At 50.0% G+C, this 18670-nt stretch carries 14 protein-coding genes; 3 read left to right on the top strand and 11 right to left on the bottom strand.

Going from position 1 to position 18670, the window contains the following annotated elements; genetic code table 11:
- The 3 genes from U9S71_RS04475 to alaS form a co-directional block, all read right to left on the bottom strand.
- A complete protein-coding gene (locus U9S71_RS04475; protein ID WP_326325574.1) occupies window positions 1-687 on the bottom strand; it encodes a response regulator transcription factor in 687 nt (228 codons plus the stop codon).
- 100 nt (window positions 688-787) lie between these two features.
- A complete protein-coding gene (locus U9S71_RS04470) occupies window positions 788-1885 on the bottom strand; it encodes a TlpA disulfide reductase family protein (protein ID WP_326325572.1) in 1098 nt (365 codons plus the stop codon).
- 5 nt (window positions 1886-1890) lie between these two features.
- Entirely contained in the window at window positions 1891-4524 is a 2634-nt protein-coding gene (alaS, locus tag U9S71_RS04465; RefSeq protein WP_326325571.1) for an alanine--tRNA ligase, read from the bottom strand.
- Window positions 4525-4674: 150 nt separating this feature from the next.
- On the opposite strand from alaS, the gene U9S71_RS04460 reads away from it, so the two are divergent.
- Window positions 4675-5997 (top strand): DUF6089 family protein, encoded by a 1323-nt coding sequence (locus tag U9S71_RS04460; protein WP_326325569.1) that lies wholly within the window; start codon window positions 4675-4677, stop codon window positions 5995-5997.
- Between the two features lie 146 nt (window positions 5998-6143).
- Window positions 6144-7928 carry a DEAD/DEAH box helicase gene (locus tag U9S71_RS04455; protein WP_326325567.1) on the top strand — a complete coding sequence of 595 codons (1785 nt, stop codon included), beginning with the start codon at window positions 6144-6146 and terminating at the stop codon, window positions 7926-7928.
- Between the two features lie 79 nt (window positions 7929-8007).
- Here the strand turns inward: U9S71_RS04455 and U9S71_RS04450 are convergent, their stop codons facing one another.
- The 8 genes from U9S71_RS04450 to U9S71_RS04415 form a co-directional block, all read right to left on the bottom strand.
- Window positions 8008-9297: a TRAP transporter large permease gene (locus U9S71_RS04450; protein WP_326325565.1), complete on the bottom strand. Its 1290-nt coding sequence runs from the start codon at window positions 9295-9297 to the stop codon at window positions 8008-8010.
- Window positions 9294-9761 (bottom strand): TRAP transporter small permease, encoded by a 468-nt coding sequence (locus U9S71_RS04445; protein WP_326325563.1) that lies wholly within the window; start codon window positions 9759-9761, stop codon window positions 9294-9296. Before U9S71_RS04445 ends, U9S71_RS04450 begins: the two co-directional genes overlap by 4 nt.
- Window positions 9762-9802: 41 nt before the next feature.
- The gene (locus U9S71_RS04440) at window positions 9803-10834 is read right to left on the bottom strand and encodes a TRAP transporter substrate-binding protein (RefSeq protein WP_326325562.1); all 1032 of its coding nucleotides are present in this window, start codon (window positions 10832-10834) and stop codon (window positions 9803-9805) included.
- Between the two features lie 103 nt (window positions 10835-10937).
- Entirely contained in the window at window positions 10938-12344 is a 1407-nt protein-coding gene (gene uxaC / locus U9S71_RS04435) for a glucuronate isomerase (RefSeq protein WP_326325560.1), read from the bottom strand.
- A gap of 24 nt (window positions 12345-12368) precedes the next feature.
- Complete coding sequence (locus U9S71_RS04430; RefSeq protein ID WP_326325558.1) at window positions 12369-13742, bottom strand: tagaturonate reductase; 1374 nt, start codon at window positions 13740-13742, stop codon at window positions 12369-12371.
- 17 nt (window positions 13743-13759) lie between these two features.
- The gene (locus U9S71_RS04425; protein ID WP_326325556.1) at window positions 13760-14842 is read right to left on the bottom strand and encodes a DUF6807 domain-containing protein; all 1083 of its coding nucleotides are present in this window, start codon (window positions 14840-14842) and stop codon (window positions 13760-13762) included.
- A gap of 14 nt (window positions 14843-14856) precedes the next feature.
- Window positions 14857-16200, bottom strand: coding sequence for a Gfo/Idh/MocA family protein (locus U9S71_RS04420; RefSeq protein ID WP_326325555.1), 1344 nt, complete (start codon window positions 16198-16200; stop codon window positions 14857-14859).
- A 271-nt stretch (window positions 16201-16471) separates the two neighbouring features.
- Window positions 16472-17956, bottom strand: a complete 1485-nt coding sequence (locus U9S71_RS04415; protein WP_326325553.1) for a peptidase inhibitor family I36 protein — start codon at window positions 17954-17956, stop codon at window positions 16472-16474.
- Window positions 17957-18119: 163 nt separating this feature from the next.
- Here U9S71_RS04415 and U9S71_RS04410 point away from each other — a divergent pair, with 163 nt between their 5' ends.
- Window positions 18120-18668, top strand: coding sequence for a PH domain-containing protein (locus tag U9S71_RS04410; protein ID WP_326325552.1), 549 nt, complete (start codon window positions 18120-18122; stop codon window positions 18666-18668).
- Window positions 18669-18670 lie beyond the last annotated feature (2 nt).

Below are 18670 nucleotides of genomic sequence, written 5' to 3'. Positions count from 1 at the left end.
CTAGTGTTCGAACTTGTACCCTACCCCCTTCACCGTAGCGACATAATCTTCACCGATTTTTTCTCGTAGTTTACGTATATGTACATCGATCGTTCGGTTTGTTACCACTACGGCATCTTCCCAGATGTTCTTAAGGATGGCCTCCCGCGTATATACTTTCCCCGGTTTGGAGGCCAATAGGTAAAGTAATTCGAACTCCTTCTTGGCTAGAACAATTTTTTCGCCGTTTTTAAACACGAGAAACGCCTCCCGATCGATAACGAGATCCTTGACTTCCAGTTTCTCATCCACGGGTTCTTCGTTTTGCATATTCCGGCGAAGGATCGCGTTGATACGGCTTAAAAGCGCGCGCGGTTTGATGGGTTTCGCAATGTAGTCGTCGGCGCCCACGTTAAAGCCGGCGATTTCAGAATATTCTTCACTTCGGGCAGTGAGGAACACCATAAATGTACTCTTGAATTCGGGCATGGCGCGCATGATACGACAGGCCTCTATCCCGTCCATTTTGGGCATCATGACATCCAATATGATCAAATCCGGCATCACTTTCTTGGCAGTGGTTACAGCCTCCTGCCCATTAGTGGCGGTATATACCTGATACCCCTCCCGTTTGAGGTTATAGGCGATCAACTCCACGATATCGGGCTCATCGTCCACGACCAGTATCTTTTGCTTTATGGAACTCATGGTGTTATTTTTCTGCTAAAATATGTACATAAGGGCAACAAATGGTTAAATCAATATTAACAAATCATTAAACCCCACCGTTCGTCATGCAAAATGTATGCTATTCGAATGTCTTTTCCAGAAAAGCTGCCAAGTCCGGACCACGCAGATTCTTGGCTATAATGATACCATCGGGGTCTAGGAGATATGATGTGGGTATGGCTTGTATACGATATAAGCCCACCACTTCGCTGCCCCATTGCTGCAAATCAGAAACCTGCGTCCACGCCAAGCCATCGGCCTCGACAGCCCGCATCCATGCACCGGGGTTACCGTCTAATGAAACGCCAAGCACGGTAAAACCTTGGTCCTTAAACCGATGATACTGCGCCACAATATTTGGGTTCTCTTGCCGGCAGGGCACACACCACGATGCCCAGAAATCAACCAAGGTGTATTTACCTTTGAAATCAGAAAGCTTTACCGGTTGGTTGTTTGGTGTGAGCGATTCAAAATCGGGCGCAGGCTGTCCGATCGCCAGCACCTTCAACCGGGCCATTTCCTCGAGGAAGCGTCGTACCCGGGCGTTGTCATCCCACCGGCCGGTAATACGGTCGGCATAGGCAATCAGCTCGCCTTCGGCCAGTTCCGTATCGAGCGTCGTCATGGCATAGAACCCGGCGAGGTCGTCGTGTTCATCGGCAAAGCGAACCGCTGCACCCGTGTAATCGGCCACCTGCTCGCGGTACCGTTGCAAAAAGTGCTGTCGCAGCGTCATCAGCGCAGTGTCATCCAATCCGACGGCCTGTTCTGCAAAAGATTCCTCCAATTCAACCTGCAACCGTTCTTTTTCGGCAAACGTCGCCGCAAATTGCTTGATCTTGCTCGAAAGCGGCGAGCCCGTCACTTCATACGTATCCGCCGGCTTAGCAAGGTCGGCCAGGAACGATATCCGATCGCCGTTTTGGAGAATGAGATGATACCTGCTTTGGCCGGCTTCCAGGGTAAGCAACCGGGGGTGCGATGCCGCACGCTGCAGTTTGAACCTACCTTGCTCGTCGAGAAAAACCGAGTCCAGTTTACGCTCACCCTCATAAAGCACCACGGTTTGTATGCGCTGGGCGTTGAGCACCTGTCCGTCGATAACAAACACCTCATCACCGGTGCAGGAAGACAATAATAAAACGACCCATCCGAGGATTACCTTCAATCTATTCATCACTTTCAATCTATATGGTCCCCAGCCTGCACATACGCCTTGGCCTTAGCCAAAGCCCCATCCAAACCACTTATATTTTTACCGCCTGCCGTGGCATAAAAAGGCTGTCCGCCACCACCGCCGTTTATTTCCTTAGCTAACTCGCGCACAATGGTCGCCGCATTCCAGTTGCGCTCTTTCACCAACGCATCCGAAATGACGACGGTGACCCCGGGCTTTCCGCCGATATCGGTACCTAATACGAGAAAAAGATTATCGAGCTGGCCTTTCAACGCATATGACAATGTCTTCACCGCATCTGCAGAAGGCAGGTTTACCCGTGCTATAATGGCCTTTACACCATTGATATCCTGCGCTTTGCCCACCAGCTCACCTTTCAGCTGAAGCGCTTTATCAACCAGCGCTTGCTCCACTTCTTTCTTCAGGGAGCTATTTTCTTCCAGCAACCGGTCGAGTGCCGAGACAAAATCTTTGGGGTTATTCAGTAATTCATTGATTTTGTGAACCACGCGACTTTGCTCGTGCACGAATTGCTCAGCGGCAACGCCGGTGATTGCCTCCACGCGCCGCACACCTGCTGCGACTGCACTTTCCGAAGTAATTTTGAAAAAACCGATCTGGCCCGTCGCACGCACGTGGGTGCCGCCACATAATTCCTTCGAAAATCCGTCATCGAATGTAATCACCCGTACTTCGTCACCATATTTTTCGCCGAACAGCGCCGTTACCCCTGCCTCGATGGCCCGCTGGAATGGCACGCCGCGCTCTTCTTTCAACGCGATGTTCTCGCGGACTTTTGCATTCACTATCCGTTCGATCCGTGTCAACTCCTCGTCGCCTACCTTTGCAAAGTGCGAAAAGTCGAAACGCAGGTAATTGGCATTGACCAAAGACCCTTTTTGGTTCACGTGATCGCCCAGCACCTGTTTTAGTGCAGCATGCAGTAAATGGGTTGCCGAATGATTGGCTTCCGTATCCCGGCGCTTGGCCGCATCTACTTTGGCAAGAAATGTTTCTTGCAGATTACCGGGCAGCTCCTTGGTATAATGTACCCATAGCCCGTTTTCCCGCTTCGTATCCGTCACCGTGATAGGCCGACTACCATCGCCACCTATCAATAGTCCCGTATCGCCTACCTGCCCACCACCTTCTGCATAAAAAGGTGTTGCCGCAAGTACAATTTGGTATTGATTGTTGCCTTTGGCGGTGATTTTGCGGTATTTAAGGATTTCCGTATCACATTCCAGACGGTCATACCCCACAAAATCGACGGCATCTCCCTCCCGCAAAACCACCCAATCATCTGCATCAATGGCCGTTGCGGCCCGAGAACGGTTCTTCTGTTCATTTAAGGCCTCATGGAACCCCGCCATATCTACCGATGCCCCCTTTTCTCGCGCCAGCAATTCCGTCAAATCGATCGGAAAGCCGAACGTATCATAGAGTTCGAATGCAAAAGCGCCGCTTATTGCACGGTGCTCCGCAACGTAATGCTCAAAGCGGTGCACACCGGCTACCAGTGTGCGGAGGAAGGACTGTTCTTCTTCGAGCACGACTTTCTGCACAAAATCCTGCTGCGCGATCAATTCGTCAAACACTCCCTCAAATTGCTTGGCCAATAACGGTACCAGCTCATGCAAAAAGGGTTCTTTGAAATGAAGAAAGGTATAGGCATAGCGTACGCCACGCCTGAGGATGCGGCGGATCACATACCCCGCCTTATTGTTAGACGGCAACTGACCGTCGGCAATCGCAAAGCTTACGGCGCGGACATGATCGACCATCACACGCATGGCGATATCGGTTTTTTCGTCTTTCCCATAAGGGATTCCCGTCTTATCGGCTATATAACCAATCATGGGCTGGAACACGTCCGTGTCGTAATTGGAACGTTTACCTTGGATAATACGCACCAATCGTTCGAAGCCCATGCCGGTATCCACGTGTTTGGCCGGAAGCGGTTTGAGCGAACCATTTTTCTGCCGGTTAAACTGCATGAATACCAGGTTCCATACCTCAATAACCTGCGGGTGGTCTGCGTTGACCAGGGTTTTCCCGTCTACGGCACGACGTTCACTGTCCGGCCGGCAATCCACGTGGATCTCCGAGCAGGGGCCGCACGGCCCCGTATCGCCCATCTCCCAAAAATTATCTTTCTTGTTACCCATGAGGATACGGTCTTGGGGAACCAACTCTCGCCAGTATCCGTACGCCTCCTCATCTTCGGGTAGTCCATCTGTGGCGTCTCCCTCAAAGATGGTCACATACAACCGGTCGCGATCGAGCTTATACACTTCGGTGAGCAGTTCCCAACTCCACGCGATCGCCTCTTTTTTAAAGTAATCGCCGAAACTCCAATTGCCCAGCATCTCAAACAACGTATGGTGGTAAGTATCAATCCCCACCTCTTCCAAGTCGTTATGCTTTCCAGACACCCGAAGGCAGCGTTGCGTGTCCGTTACGCGGGAATTGGACGCTTGCGCTTCCCCCAAAAAGATATCCTTGAACTGGTTCATGCCCGCGTTGGTAAACATCAACGTAGGGTCGTTCTTTACTACCACTGGAGCTGATGGTACAATTTGGTGGCCTTTACCAGTGAAGAAAGCCAAAAAAGCTTCGCGGATTTCCCTGCTTGTCATCGAAAAATAACGTTTGATATGTTGGTGCAAACTTAGTCAAAATTGGCTGTACTTGCAATCTGAGCAGGTAGTAGAGATTCGCGCAAAACTGGCGCGTTAATTGCACAACAGCTTGCAAAATCAAAGCATTGCATTAAACAAGTACAACCAATGAAAAAAAAGTTTACCATAGCAGGATTACTAGCCGGTATAGGCATCCTGGCTTCGACCCAGTTGATGGCGCAAACACCTGTTATCAACGATGTCAAACCCTTCGCACCGGAATCCGAATACCGTACCTGGTCGATCGGGGCCCACGTAGGCCTGCTCAACCAATCCAATTTGATCGGCCTGCGCCGCAGGTTTGACAAAACCGAACAAAGCCTCGGCTATGGGCTGTATGTAAAACGGCAAATCCTACCGGGCTTCGGCATTCAAGCAGAATATATAGGCGGCAAAGTGTCCGGCGCATATGAGAACAATGATAACCACTTCGAAACCAAGATGCCTTGGTCTATCGCGATCTCCGGCAACATAACCTTGGCCAACATCAACTGGCGGCACCACCAAGGCATTATCAAACCCTACGTCAATGTGGGATTAGGAGCTTTTGCCTTTGAGCCGACCGCAATAATCAATGGCACCACGATTACACACGAAAAAACCACCAAGTTGTTCGTTCCCGGCGGTGTAGGACTTAAGTTTGCGGTGACCCCCGATATCGCTATCGATCTCGGCTATCGGCTCAACCTTGTTCAATCGACAAATTTCGACGGCGTAGGTACCGGTGGTTCCAAAGACATCTTCTCGTACACCCATCTAGGGGTTGAATTTGCATTGGGCGATAAGATCAAGCCTTTTTTGGGCAACAGCAATCCGGTATCGGCCATGCAGCGGGACTACCAAGCTCAATACGACGAGATAGTCGCACAAAAAGCAGCTTTGGAAGCACAGCAAGCAGAAAACACCAAATTGCAGGAGCAGGTTGAGCGGCTGTATGCCGACTTGGCCGATGACGACGGCGATGGCGTGGCCAATCGCTACGATAAATGTCCGGATACACCCGAAAAAACAAAAGTTGATGGTGCTGGCTGCCCGCTACCCGAACCAAAAGCGCCGGTTGTACAGAAGGTTGTCGTAACCGACGATGACCGCCGTGTGGTGGATGAAGCCATCCAAAACCTCGAGTTCGATCTTGGGAAAGCCACCATCCGTTCGGCATCACATGCCAGCCTCAACAAAGTAGCTGCGCTCCTTATCGAGAAGAACTTCAGTTTAAAATTGGCCGGCCATACCGACAATACGGGGTCGATGAAGACCAACATGCGGCTATCCAAAGAGCGTGCCGAATCGGTAAAAGCGTACCTGGTAAGTAAAGGAGCTAACCCATCACGCATTGAGGCCACCGGATACGGGCCGAACCAGCCCATTGCGAGCAACAATACCGCGGCAGGTCGGCAAGAAAACCGTCGCGTTGAGTTCACGCTGTACTAACCGGCGCGACCCACCACCTAGGAAAAGGCGGCCCAAGCGTACATGGGCTGCCTTTTATCTTTTTTATTTTTAGCTTTGAATTTCAATAGATTAGATGTACCTTTGCACCGCCTTAGGCAATAGTGCCTATTGTATATAAAATATTCATGAACCCATTTATTGAATTGGGGATCCGTCATGATATTGTTAATGCCATCTCAGAGTTAGGGTTTGAAACCCCCACTCCTATCCAGGAACAAGCCGTTCCCGTATTACTTGCAGGCAGCAACGATTTTGTCGGATTAGCTCAAACCGGTACCGGCAAAACCGCAGCATTTGGTCTGCCCTTGTTAGAATTGTTGGACTTTTCTCAAAAACACCCACAGGCATTGATTCTATGCCCTACACGTGAGTTGTGTTTGCAGATTTCCAAAGACATTGAGAAGTACGCAAAAAACCTCCCTGATGTACATGTTGTAGCCGTTTACGGCGGCGCGAGCATTAGCGACCAATTGCGTCAGATCCGTCGCGGTGTGCAAATTGTAGTTGCCACACCTGGTCGTATGCTCGATATCATTGGCCGCAAAGCCATTGATTTTTCTAATGTACGTTACGTAGTATTGGACGAAGCCGACGAAATGCTCAACATGGGCTTTCAGGAAGACATCAACAATATTCTGTCTACGACTCCCGAAGACAAAAAAACGTGGTTGTTCTCAGCCACCATGCCCGCAGAGGTTCGCCGGATCGCGAAAAAATACATGACCGATCCTTTCGAGCTAACCATGGGCACCAAAAACACGGGAAATGCCAACATCGAGCACCATTATTACGTTATCCGCGCACGCGACAAGTACGCTGCATTCAAACGTATCGTGGATTCCAACCCCGAGATTTTCGGCATCGTATTTTGCCGTACTAAAATCGAGACCCAGGAAATTGCCGAATCGTTGATCAAAGACGGTTATAATGCGGATTCGTTGCATGGTGACCTTTCGCAGCAACAACGCGATAAGGTGATGAAACGCTATCGCGACCGCAGCTTGCAATTGCTCATTGCCACAGACGTTGCCGCACGCGGCATCGACGTGAACGACGTGACCCACGTAATCAACTATTCCCTGCCCGACGAGCTCGAAAACTATACCCACCGCAGTGGACGTACAGCCCGCGCCGGAAAAACAGGTATCTCTATTTCGTTGATCAACCTGAAAGAGGTAGGTAAGATTCGTCGGATCGAAAAGGTAATCGGCAAATCCTTCACCAAGATGGAAGTACCGAAAGCTGATGCCGTTGTCGAAAAGCAATTGTTTGCACTTATCAGCAAGGTAAACGACGTGGATGTTAACAATAACCACATCGATCCATATTTACCCAAAATTATGGAAAGTTTGGGTGAGCTGAGCAAAGAAGACATTATCAAACGGTTTGCGTCACTCGAATTCAACCGCTTTTTGGAATACTACCAAAACGCACCCGACCTCAATGTGGACGCTAGCGAAGCACGCGGGGGATTTGATCGTGGCGGCAGAGCAGAACGCTCCGGCCGTGGCGGGTACAGGTCAGACTATACCCGGCTGTTCATCAACCTCGGTTCGGTAGATGAATTCAGCCGTGGCGACATCTTGGGCTACATCTGCAACAATACGCAAATCAGCGGGAAAGCGGTCGGAAAAATCGATCTAAAGGGCGTATATACCTTCTTTGAAGTGGAAAACACCTCGGTCGACAAGGTCTTCAGCGGATTCCAAAACGTTGATTTCAACGGACGTTCGGTACGGGTGGAAAATGCCGGTGAAGGACACAGTGAGGGTCGCGGAGAAAAACGCGGTCGTTCATTCCGAAACGGTGGAGGTGGAGAAGGCGGAAATCGCCGCAGGCGCGAGCAAGGCGGCGGCGGGTTCCGTGGTGGTAATTTCTCTGGCAAACGTCGGGAAAAAAGCCGTTGGTAAAGAGCGGTCGTCTGCATATTAAAACAACAAGGCCTCCAGATGAAACATCTGGAGGCCTTGTTGTTTTATTCCAACTTATTTATTCCACCAGCCCCGGCAGCCATAAGCTGATCCCCGGAATATACGTCACCAAAAGTAGCACGATAATCATGACGACAAAAAGCGGAATCAATGGCTTCAGTACTTTCTGTATGGTAGTCCCTGCGATACCAACCCCAACGAACAGCACCGAGCCCACTGGAGGCGTACATAAGCCTACGCAAAGGTTCATGACCATGATAATGCCAAAGTGGACCGGATCGACGCCAAGGTCCACTACCACCGGAAGAAAAATTGGTGTAAAAATCAACACAGCGGGTGTCATATCCATAAACATCCCCACAAACAGGAGAATCAGGTTGATGATGAGGAGGACTGTATATTTATTATCACTCAACCCCAGTAGAACACTGCTCATAGATTGTGGGATATCTTCGTAAGACATCACCCAAGACATCGCCATCGAAGTGGCAATAAGCAGCATCACAACAGAATTCGTCCGCACCGAGCTGAGGAAAACGGTATAGAGTTTTTTCACATTCATCTCCCGATACACGAAAGCGAGCGTCAAACTATACACTACAGCAATACCAGAGGCTTCCGTTGCCGTAAATACCCCGGTTACGATACCACCGATAACCACCACCAACAGGAAAAGGCTGGGAAATGCGTCTATGAACGTCCGTGACACCTTCTTTAGCGATGATTTTTCCCCAGAAGCGTACTTTTTTTTCCTGACCCATACCGCAGCAACCAGCATGAGGCCCACGCCCATTAAGATGCCCGGAAGATACCCGGCTATAAACAAGGCAGCGATCGACACTCCTCCACTTGCCAAAGAATATACGATAAGAATATTGGAGGGCGGAATAATAAGCCCGGTTGTGGAAGACGTCACATTCAATGCCGCACCAAATTCAGTGGAATATCCTTCCTTTTTCATATGGGGACCCAATATACCGCCTATTGCCGAGGTGGCCGCTAGGGCCGAACCTGAAATCGCGCCAAACAACATCGCTGTGATGACATTCACGTACGAAAGTCCGCCCGGCAACGAGCCGACAATCGCCTTAGCAAAGGCAATGAGCCGTTGTGCTATCCCTCCTTGGTTCATGATCTGCCCTGCCAGCACGAAGAAAGGGATAGCAAGCAATGCAAAACTGTCCAACCCAGTGGCCATCCGCTGCGCAACGGTTGTAAACGCCGGAAGCGTATCGATAGTCACCAGCATCGTAGCTACGCTCGATATGCCAATGCTCCACGCTACCGGTGTGCCGATAGCTAACAACAACACGAATGATATAAGCAGTATAAGTATCTCAGTAATCATATCAAAGATTTCTCGGGGTTTTTAATTTCCATCCATTTGTAAAGAAGAACCACAATACCGCTAAGCGGGACAACCATGTATACCCAAGACAACGGCAAATGCAGCGCAGCCGAAGTCTGCCCCAGGATATGATTGAGATAGACCAACCGGCCGCCACCGATAATAAACACCAATATACTAAATAGGATAATCAATGCATTTACAATTACCTTGAGTTTTCGCTGTTTCTTCTCATCCAGTTTGGCCGGTAAAATATCGATGGCCAAGTGGTCTTTTTGTCCTGAACCGTACGCAGCTCCCAAAATCCCCACCCAGACCAGTAAAAACCGGGCTATTTCTTCCGTTACCGAACTTGGCGCATTAAGTACGTACCTCGAGAACACCTGCCACACCACCGCGACCACCAGAATACTAAGCAGGAACACGAGCGATACCTCGAGAAACCTATCTAATTTTTTCTTCATTATCTTTTACAATTGAATTCATCTGCGATAATATATTCGAATTAGTTTGCCTGCACCGCATCAATGAGCCTTTTTAATTGTACGTCTCGTTTGAAATCATCATACATTCTGGACACTTTTTCCCGGAACGGTTCTTTATCCGGATAAATGACCTCCACCCCTGCTTTCTTGATCTCTTCCAGCGCGTGGCTTTCAGCTTCTTGCCACCCTTTCCGTTCGTAGGGAATGGACTCTTGCGCTGCTTCTTCCAGCCACTGTTTCTGCTGGTCATTCAGGCCGTCCCATATGGACGTGCTGATTAGAAGCACATCGGGAAGCATCGTATGTTCGTCCATAACATAGTACTTACAGACCTCGTAGTGGCGAGAAAGATAAAAACTCGGCAGGTTGTTTTCTGCTCCGTCCACAATACCCTGTTGTAGAGACGTATACAATTCTCCCCAAGAAATGGGTGTTGGCGATCCGCCTAGGTTTCGTACCATGTCCATAGCGGTCTGGCTTTCCATAACGCGCAGTTTCAATCCTTCCAGGTCTTCCGGTGTATTTATGGGTTTCTTAGTATAAAAGCTCCGGCTACCGGCATCATAGAAAGCCATCCCCTTTAGCCTGACCCCAACACTTGCATCCAATAACTCTTTCCCTATTTCGCCATCGAGCACCTTATGCGCGTGCTCTTTATCCCGAAAGAGAAAAGGTAAACCGAACAACTTGAAATCCGGCACAAAATTTTCCAGGACACCGACGGACACCTTGGTCATTCCCAGGCTTCCGATTTGAAGCAACTCCAAGCATTCCCGTTCTGTTCCAAGCTGCTGGCTGGGATATATCTTCAACTGCATACGCCCATCCGATTTTTCGGCTAGCCGCTGCCCCATGTAGACCATGGCTGCATGAACAGGATGGGAAACATCCAGTCCGTGCCCCAGCTTAATGACTTTTACGTTATTTGTCTCTCGGCAGGATACCAGTGAGCCCAACATCAAAACACCAATGATACAGGCTAAAGTCTTCCCGTGTGTATATGTACGCAACGACACCATAATTTTCGTCTCAAATGTCTTAGATTTATGCAAGCGTAAACGTTTACGTTGTCCAAATATAGGAAGATAAATCAATTACCCTTCTACGGAATACGCGTAATTTTCACGAAATCGTTTTCGTGCGATTGGGGCGGACCTATGCTTCCCAACCAAAGTAGCGATTGGCGTTGTTGTAGCAGATGTCTTGTATCACCTGTCCTATCCACTGTTTGTCATTCGGCAATTCGCCGTTTTCAACTTCCGTCCCAAACAAGTCGCATAGCAACCGCCGGAAATACTCGTGCCGTGGAAACGACAAGAAGCTCCGCGAATCGGTGAGCATCCCCACAAACCGGCTTAGCAGGCCCATGTTAGACAGCGCATTGATTTGCTTGATCATACCGTCCTTTTGGTCAAGGAACCACCATGCCGAGCCAAATTGGATTTTACCGGGCACCGAGCCATCATTGAAGTTACCAATCATGGTAGCCATCAGTTCATTGTCGGCCGGATTGAGGTTATACAAAATGGTTTTGGCTAACTGGTCATCGCGATCAAGATGGTCCAAGAATGCGGAGAGCGCTCGTCCTTGACTGAAGTCGCCAATAGAATCCCAGCCCGTATCGGGCCCCAAATGCCGCATCATCCGCGAGTTGTTGTTCCGCAGGGCACCCAAATGATACTGTTGCACCCACCCTTTTTCAGCATCCCATTGTGCAAATAAGTACAACATGGCCGACTTGAACCGGCGATGGTCTCGTGGCGATACCTGATTGCCGTTCATCGCGGCCTTGAAAACACGTTCAATGTCGTCGGCCGTGTAGTCGTCGGCATAAATCTCTTCCAGCCCGTGGTCAGACACCGTACAACCCATGGTGGCGAAAAAGTCATGCCGTTCCTTCAAGGCGGCCACATAATCAGCCAAATGGGTGATCGACCTGTTGGTCGCCTCCGCCAGCCTCGAAACATAGTTATTGAATTTCATCGTGTCTCCCAGATCCATGGCGGCGTCGGGCCTGAACGCCGGGTAAACCGGAAGGTCGTACGCTTCTTCCGCCAATGCACGGTGATAGCCCAGATTATCCAACGGGTCATCGGTGGTACAGATTACCTTGACATTCATCCGTTTCAATAGGCCCCGCACGCGGTATTCGGGCGATTTCAATTTCTCGGTGGTCTCATCAAATATGCGATCGGCCGTCTCCGGTCCCAGCAATTCGGAAATGCCGAAATAGCGTTGCAGCTCCAGGTGTGTCCAATGGTACAGCGGGTTCCTTAAGGTATAAGGTACCGTTTCTGCCCACTTCCGGAATTTTTCACGGTCGGGCTTATCGCCGGTGATATAGCTTTCATCCACCCCATTCGTACGCATGGCACGCCATTTATAGTGGTCGCCATTGAGCCATACCTGAGTTATGTTATCAAACTGCGTATTTTCGGCAATCTGTTGTGGCGGCAGGTGGCAATGGTAGTCTATGATTGGCATATCAGCCGCATAATCATGGTACAACGACTGCGCCGTCTTCGTGTTCAATAAGAACTGTTCGTCCAGAAAATCCTTCATCTTTTTATCAATGGTAAATTCAGGTCAGTTTCCGCTTTCATTTTGTCTGTTCAACTCGTCAAGCACGTCCATTGCCGGCCGTTGCTGCAGCTGCGCCAAATACTTCTTAACCGATGACAGGAAATCGCCCCAGGGAATCCGGTCATTTTCCCAATCTGCCAACAAGGGATAGGGGTCGGCACCGCCCTTTTTTAGATAGCCAGCAAACCCCAAGGCCATGTAATCCGCGCCGCTGCCCACTCCTGCCTTCACCCGTCTTTCTAGCGTTGCCATATTCCGTGCGCGCATCTTTGAGGTAAAATTTGTGCTAATGCTTTCCCATTGGTGTTCGAGGTAAGGGTTACTGAACCGGTCGATGACCTGATCCGCAAATATTGCCGCTTCCGCTTTATCAATCCCTATCTCCACCAAGGTGGGGATGATTTCACGATGCATCAACCGCTTCACATAGTTCAAAAATCCGCGATTAGCCATCGCTTCCTTCACGGTGTCAAACCCGGCGAGTATGGCCAACCCACATGCGAACGTATGGCTACCATTAAGCAGACGGATTTTCAGCTCTTTAAATTTCCGGATATCGGGCGTAATGACGACCCTGCTGTCTGCCACCGCAAAGGAAAGCACTTCCGATACGCGCGGATGGGAAGATTCAATCGCCCACAGGCAGAACGGTTCGGCCATAATGGCCAATCGGTCTTTGTAACCCAATTGGCGCTCGGCTTGCGCCCGTTCAGCCACTCCCAAACTACCCGGCACAATCCGATCAACCAGCGTATTGCAAAAATGGTTGTCGTTTTTTAACCAATCGATAAAATCGGACCCGAGTTGATTGCGCTCCGCCAAGGTGATAACGATATCCCGCAAGGTCACGCCGTTATTGTCAATAAGTTCGGTAGGGAGAATCACCAACCCCTTATCTTCCGCCCCGTGGAACATCTTGAACCGCTCGAACAACACCGCCGCCAACTTACCGGGAAAAGAGGTGGGTGGCGACGCAAACAGATCGTCCTGCTCATCGAGTACGATTCCCACCTCCGTGGTATTGGATATAACAACTGCCAACGCCGGATTCCGGGCACTATCCAACACGGTCTCCCATTCGCTAGCGGCAGGGATTACCCGGCTGATGGCCGACACCAGCAACACCTCCTGCACATCGCGCCCACGCTCCACTCCCTTTATATGTATGGTATACAGGTTATCCTGTTGCTCGAAGGGATCGATGTTGCACCGGTCGGTCGATTTCACCACAGCGATGCGTCCGCCAAACAAGCCTGCTTGATTAGCTTTCTCAATAAAATAATCCGGCAATCCACGGAGCAGCACGCCTGTCCCAAATTGGAGCACCTTTTCTGGATGGGTTTCCGCCTCGACAAACTGCCTGTTCAATAATTCCATCTGAATAAGTACCCCATTTAATCGCCGAACTCGGCAAACTGATCGTTGATTGTGGCGGTATCTAATTTACTTCCTGCGTGGATCAGTATCTTGTATCTGAACCGCGCGGAGGCATCTTTATCCAACTTAAAGTTCAATTCGTCTTTGCCATCGCTGAGTGCCTTTTGCCCCAATGGGTTGGCGGCAAACAAACCATACCCGCGGGCATGCCAATAGGTGGGATACCCGGGGTTTCCGGCGTGGTCAAGGATAACGAGCGACACGTCCTCTCCCTCAATGGTGCCGTTCAGCGTTACCCATTTCGCCCGGGTTCCCCACACATCGTCACCCTCAATACCCTCGCTGCTGATATAGTGCCCCGTTACCCCGTCGTTATTGGCTTGTGCCACCTCAGTGACAATACCATTGGCATCGGTAAATTTGGCCGGCTCATCGGAGGGATGCTCGAGTGCACGCGCCAACCGTATGCCCAGCACACCTTCTTTGTTATCGTTGAGCGATACGTCCGTCAGCGCCGTCAATTTGATATCGAGTTCGATGGATGTATTCCCTACACTGTCTACTTGGAAAACGTATCGCGTATCTTCTTTCAAGAGGCTATCGCCCTGCGGCCCTTGCCAATACTTCGTTACATCAAGTACGCCGGTATTTCCGCTGGATTCTGTCCCGTTTACCGCCGCGTGATGTATACTGCCGTAGCCCATACGCTTTTCGGCGGGAATAGCGGTTGAGTTATTCCAAAAATCCAATCCGTTAACATCGCCGTAATTGAACCACAACCCGATGTGGTGGGGATGATCCGTCCGCTCATTTGAACGGGGCTGCACAGGCCATCCCCTGGTAATGAAATGTCCACCTTTGGTACGGAGCGGGTACAACACCGGCTTTTTTAAGCTGTCGGCATAGCAGTACGAGGTATAGGGCTGGCCATCGAGCAGCACCGCTATGCTGTTGCTCTCCGGATGTTCTACGAATGAAAACCGATTGGTAGCTTCCGTCTCGGCCTGTCCGGCCTGCGATTGCCCCGATTGCGGTTGCCCACAACCCATTACGGCTGCGGACAATACAAGGGCTCCTATTAAAATCTTTGCTTCTTTCATCTATCAATCGCTATTTAAGAAACTACTACTTCCTGTTTCACATCATCGAATGTCACCCGTTTACCGGTTTCGTAGGCCGTGTGCCCCATGATATTAGCGACGGAATGGTTGTATCCGGCCACCACGTCGGCATTCGGTGTCTTGCGGTTGCGCACGCACTCCATCCAGTTGAGCATGTGCAGCGAGGTCATGGGGTCGCCACCGGTATTTGCGGATGTTTCGATTTTCGCGGCATTCGAGAGTGTAAATGGATCCAGCAGATTTTCCTTCATTCCCATTTGATCGGCCATACGCTGCGTCAATCCACCTTCCGAAGTCACTTCGTTGGTATCGAGGTTCAAAGATCCTCCATTTGAAAAATACAATTCCTTCACCCCCCCGGCGGAGTTAGTAAATCGCGACGAATACCGCACCTGAAATCCGTTGGTGGGGTCGTTGGCCTGTCCGTAGTCCATCACTGCAGTAAGCGTATCTGGATTGGTGCGACCATCGTTCCAGAGGTATATGCCACCGCTGGCCACCACGCTACGGGGGTGTGGCAGGCCGGTAAACCAATGCACGGTATCAATCTGGTGTGCCATCCACTGGCCGAAAATCCCGGATGAATAAGGCCAGAACAACCGGTACTCGAGGTAATACCGCGGGTTCCACGCCACTTTCGGGCGGTTCATCAGAAAGCGGTTCCAGTCGGTATCCTGTTCGCGGATTTCCTTCGTCAATTGAGGTAGCCGCCAGCGACCGGGCTGGTTTACGTTCCAGGTCATTTCGACCATTTTGATATCGCCAAATTTGCCCGACCGGATATACTCGTTGGCCGCAATGTAATTGGGCGCGCTACGACGTTGTGACCCTACCTGTAGGATTTTCCCTGTTTCCTCAACTGCCTTCCGCACTACTTTGGCGTCTTCCATCGTTTCGGCCAGGGGCTTCTCCACATAAACGTCCTTCCCTTGGCGTACCGCTTCCGCCGCTATCAGTGCATGTTGAAAATCGGCCGTACTGATGATGACCGCGTCCACGTCGTTCCGCGGGAAGAGCTCATCATTATTCCGATATTTTGCAATTTCAATTCCCGCCTTCTCTTTCGCATAAGCATAGGCCTCGTCACGGCGCCTGTTCCAAAGGTCGGAGACGGCTACGAATTCGAAATTCTGGGCTTTCGCGTGATTCATGAAACAAGGAAAGAGCGAACTTCGGAATCGGTTGGAGAATCCCACAATCCCCACCCTTACCCGGTCATTGGCTCCAATAATCTTGCTGTAGCTTTTCGCACTGAACCCCATGGCGGACAGTCCGACAACGCCAGCTCCTACTGAAGCTTTTTTGATAAATTCTCGACGTGAGTTTGATGATTTCATCTTTTTGATTTTATAATGGTGATTAACTAAGTTCCATAGACACTAACCCATGGGCTACTACGCAAACACAATATTAAGGTCTTTCCGCGGAAAATTACAGATAAACGGCAATAAAATCTACGCAATCGATACCGGTAACGATTGCGGCGGTGCCTATGTGTCTTGCGTTTGAGCTAATCCCTATCCGGTTCGAGCTAACAAAAAAAGCCAGGAACCAATGATTACTCATTTGCTCCCGGCCTTATGTTCCTTATTTTAATTGTCGATTGGGTTACTCAATCGCCGCATCTATTGCCGCCAAGGCCTTCACCGAGGCGTCTACCAGCGTCATCTGTCGGTCGGTCATGTTAATTCCATAATCAACCCCCGTTTTCCTCAGCGCATCTTTCAGACCGGCGGCATAGGCTTCTTCCAGCGAGCCATACCCTTGTACTTCGGTTACCTCTTCGCCTCCTTGGGTGACGTGGATTATCTTTCGCTCGGCATTGTATACAAATACACCACTTGCAGGAGCGGTATAGCCCTCAATGTTCTTCACCGAAAAAATATCGATACATCCGGCAACGGCAAACAACTTGCCATACGGATCAAAAACGGCCTGTATCACCAAGTGGTCGTCCATTCTATTGTCGGTGATCGCATCGATTTTTACGGAAGACAATGCGCCGCCCCTAGCGTAGAAAAACGTGTTGTCTGGGTAATATGAGCGATAGGAGTACCCCTTCTCGATGAATTCCACAAATGGATTATGTTTCGACTCATCCCAGCTCCGGGCTCCCAGCACGTTGAAGAAGCGCTGCTGTTCGAACCTGATCGGCTTGTTGGTATCAGGCCCGTGCAACTCCTGATAATAAGCAAGAACGAGCCTGGCAATGCTGTGCGATACGATGGCCGGAAAATTGGTTGTGCCGCCATCGCTCTGAAATTTGAACACCGCCCCGAGTACAATATTGAGGTGATCGACACAGAACGTAAGCCCCTGTGCTGTATACTTGATTAGCCTATTTATCTCTACGGTAGCCACCACACCTATCCCATCCGTAAGGACAATCACCGCACCATCGGCGATAGCGATGGCACCATACTTTGCTACTTCAATGGCCCCATCAATCAACTTAATAGCCCACTCCGGTATCTGGGTGGCACCGGCGATATCATACGACACTTGTATCTTTTCTACGAATCCACCATTGAGGTCCATGCTAAAACTCAATACAGCATGATCGTCCTGTTCGGCTTGGATATGGTCGAGGTCCATCACAAACGACACTTTATCACCTTCCAGCTTAATAGAGGGATCATACATACGGTATTGCGAATCTTGCGCATACCATTCAATCTCGTACCGATTGTTTTTGGTGGAGCGCTCGGAGGCCGGATAGAGGGCCAGCAAATTAGCAACGATATTACTGGTATTGACATCCGGCTTATGATCATAAAGCTGAAAACTCTCGATGGTGTCGTTCATGTCATCTTCGTTGTTCTCATCCCGGAGTTTTTTCATACTGACATGCTGGTCAGGCCCGATCAATGCCGTCCGCCCCTGGAAATTCGCCTTGGAATACACACGTACCCAAGTCTGAGTGCGGGTGTCGATCCAACTGATATCATCTTTCATATCGTTATCGAAGGTCGTATCTTCCCACAGCACTTTACTTAAATCAGCAACGGACTGCGGCCCGTCGTAGTTTTTGGTTGCACCGGTTCCTTTTTTGTCGTCGGTGTCTTTGTGAAATGTTACATTGCATGTTGACATAATCGTGTTGTTTTACATGGGTAAATAAAAAAGGTAGAAACTCCTGCCCGCAGTAGCGGGCAAAACAAAGGTAAGGTATACAGGTTCGCCCGTCTCCCCCCTTTTTGGGGGGCAGGCATAGCGGAGGATGACAAATCTTTCCTATATTAGTGCCAAAATTAGCATGCACATCGACCAATACATCAACGACGGTCAAGACCCTATAGTGGTGGAGAAACTGCTCCTTAAGCTGCAGGATATGCTGGCTTCAGCGAGTGAGGAGGTTACCTACATCGCCGTGCAGAAAAAACCGGCGATTACCTTATTTCCCAATAGCATCGCCCTCACCAATAAGCGGGTATTCATTTGCAAGTCGACCAAGTGGGGCCTAGCGACCCACTTTGACATCGTGAACTGGCAAGACATCGAAGACTTATCTTTCAAAGAGGGTATCTTGGGCAGCCAGGTAACGTTTACCAAGCACGACGGCGAAACCCTCACCATGGCTTACGTCCCCAAAGACCAAGTGCGCAAGTTGTACCGGGCGGGTATGGCAGCGCTGCAGTCACCATCAAACACAGATGGCACAGAGATGCCCATCTTACAGGACGCAGCCGACCCCGCCGATGAGCTCACCATCAAACTCAAAAAACTTAAAACGTTGTTTGAGCGTGAATTGATTACCGAAGCCGAATACGAAAACAAGAAAAACGAACTGTTATCCCAACTGTAACC

Origin of the sequence: Parapedobacter flavus (genome assembly GCF_035818675.1) — a bacterium.
Taxonomy (GTDB): Bacteria; Bacteroidota; Bacteroidia; order Sphingobacteriales; family Sphingobacteriaceae; genus Parapedobacter; species Parapedobacter flavus.
Note: the sequence above shows the minus strand (reverse complement) of the source record. Positions and strands in the feature narration are given on the sequence as shown.